1 rRNA gene is annotated in these 2,962 nt (G+C 51.8%); it reads left to right on the forward strand.

The features are described from left to right. Positions 1–74 precede the first annotated feature (74 nt). A 23S ribosomal RNA gene (locus tag M3627_RS20285) occupies positions 75–2,962 on the forward strand; the annotation flags it as partial.

Genomic DNA, 2,962 nt, shown 5'->3' on the forward strand with positions numbered 1-2,962 from the left:
AAAAAAGAAACAAACGCAAGATATTCAAATTGTGATCACTTACGTGATTGCAAGTGTAGTACTTTTAACTTTTAGGTTAAGTTAATAAGGGCGCACGGTGGATGCCTTGGCACTAGGAGTCGATGAAGGACGGCACTAACACCGATATGCTTCGGGGAGCTGTAAGTGAGCTTCGATCCGAAGATTTCCGAATGGGGAAACCCACTGCCCGTAATGGGGCAGTACATTTGCGTGAATACATAGCGCATCTGAGACACACCCAGGGAACTGAAACATCTAAGTACCTGGAGGAAGAGAAAGAAAATTCGATTCCCTGAGTAGCGGCGAGCGAAACGGGAAGAGCCCAAACCAAGAGGCTTGCCTCTTGGGGTTGTAGGACACTCTATACGGAGTTACAAAAGAATGAGCTAGACGAAGCGATCTGGAAAGGTCCGCAGGATAGGGTAAAAGCCCCGTAGTCAAAAGTTCATTCCCTCCAGAGTGTATCCTGAGTACGGCGGAACACGTGAAATTCCGTCGGAATCCGGGAGGACCATCTCCCAAGGCTAAATACTACCTAGTGACCGATAGTGAACCAGTACCGTGAGGGAAAGGTGAAAAGCACCCCGGAAGGGGAGTGAAATAGACCCTGAAACCGTGTGCCTACAAATAGTCAAAGCCCGTTAACGGGTGATGGCGTGCCTTTTGTAGAATGAACCGGCGAGTTACGATTACATGCGAGGTTAAGTTGAGAAGACGGAGCCGCAGCGAAAGCGAGTCTGAATAGGGCGAATGAGTATGTGGTCGTAGACCCGAAACCAGGTGATCTACCCATGTCCAGGATGAAGGTGAGGTAACACTTACTGGAGGTCCGAACCCACGCACGTTGAAAAGTGCGGGGATGAGGTGTGGGTAGCGGAGAAATTCCAATCGAACCTGGAGATAGCTGGTTCTCTCCGAAATAGCTTTAGGGCTAGCCTCAAACGTTAGAATCTTGGAGGTAGAGCACTGTTTGGACTAGGGGCCCATCCCGGGTTACCGAATTCAGACAAACTCCGAATGCCAATGATTTATGTTTGGGAGTCAGACTGCGAGTGATAAGATCCGTAGTCAAGAGGGAAACAGCCCAGACCACCAGCTAAGGTCCCAAAGTATTTGTTAAGTGGAAAAGGATGTGGCGTTGCTTAGACAACCAGGATGTTGGCTTAGAAGCAGCCATCATTTAAAGAGTGCGTAATAGCTCACTGGTCGAGTGACGCTGCGCCGAAAATGTATCGGGGCTAAACAAATCACCGAAGCTGTGGATTGATACCTTTGGTATCAGTGGTAGGAGAGCGTTCTAAGGGCGTTGAAGTCAGACCGGAAGGACTGGTGGAGCGCTTAGAAGTGAGAATGCCGGTATGAGTAGCGAAAGATGGGTGAGAATCCCATCCACCGTATGACTAAGGTTTCCTGAGGAAGGCTCGTCCGCTCAGGGTTAGTCGGGACCTAAGTCGAGGCCGATAGGCGTAGACGATGGACAACAGGTTGATATTCCTGTACCACCACCCCACCGTTTGAGTGATGGGGGGACGCAGTAGGATAGGGTAAGCGTGCTGTTGGTTATGCACGTCCAAGCAGTGAGGTGTGAGTGTAGGCAAATCCGCACTCTGTAACATTGAGCTGTGATGGCAAGGACGTATGTCCGGAGTTCCTGATTTCACACTGCCAAGAAAAGCCTCTAACGAGGTGGGAGGTGCCCGTACCGCAAACCGACACAGGTAGTCGAGGAGAGAATCCTAAGGTGAGCGAGAGAACTCTCGTTAAGGAACTCGGCAAAATGACCCCGTAACTTCGGGAGAAGGGGTGCTCTTTTGGGTGAATAGCCTAGAAGAGCCGCAGTGAATAGGCCCAGGCGACTGTTTAGCAAAAACACAGGTCTCTGCAAAACCGTAAGGTGAAGTATAGGGGCTGACGCCTGCCCGGTGCTGGAAGGTTAAGAGGAGTGCTTAGCGCAAGCGAAGGTGCGAATTGAAGCCCCAGTAAACGGCGGCCGTAACTATAACGGTCCTAAGGTAGCGAAATTCCTTGTCGGGTAAGTTCCGACCCGCACGAAAGGCGTAACGATCTGGGCACTGTCTCAACGAGAGACTCGGTGAAATTATAGTACCTGTGAAGATGCAGGTTACCCGCGACAGGACGGAAAGACCCCGTGGAGCTTTACTGTAGCTTGATATTGAATTTTGGTGCAACTTGTACAGGATAGGTAGGAGCCTTAGAGCCCGGAGCGCCAGCTTCGGAGGAGGCGTCGGTGGGATACTACCCTGGTTGTATTGAAATTCTAACCCATACCCGTAACCCGGGTAGGAGACAGTGTCAGGCGGGCAGTTTGACTGGGGCGGTCGCCTCCTAAAGTGTAACGGAGGCGCCCAAAGGTTCCCTCAGAATGGTTGGAAATCATTCGAAGAGTGTAAAGGCAGAAGGGAGCTTGACTGCGAGACCTACAAGTCGAGCAGGGTCGAAAGACGGGCTTAGTGATCCGGTGGTTCCGCATGGAAGGGCCATCGCTCAACGGATAAAAGCTACCCCGGGGATAACAGGCTTATCTCCCCCAAGAGTCCACATCGACGGGGAGGTTTGGCACCTCGATGTCGGCTCATCGCATCCTGGGGCTGTAGTCGGTCCCAAGGGTTGGGCTGTTCGCCCATTAAAGCGGTACGCGAGCTGGGTTCAGAACGTCGTGAGACAGTTCGGTCCCTATCCGTCGTGGGCGTAGGAAATTTGAGAGGAGCTGTCCTTAGTACGAGAGGACCGGGATGGACACACCGCTGGTGTACCAGTTGTTCTGCCAAGGGCATCGCTGGGTAGCTATGTGTGGACGGGATAAGTGCTGAAAGCATCTAAGCACGAAGCCCCCCTCAAGATGAGATTTCCCATTACGCAAGTAAGTAAGATCCCTCAAAGACGATGAGGTAGATAGGTTCGGGGTGGAAGCGTGGCGACA

It is taken from the genome of Psychrobacillus sp. MER TA 171 (assembly GCF_023713305.1).
Lineage (GTDB): Bacteria > Bacillota > Bacilli > Bacillales_A > Planococcaceae > Psychrobacillus.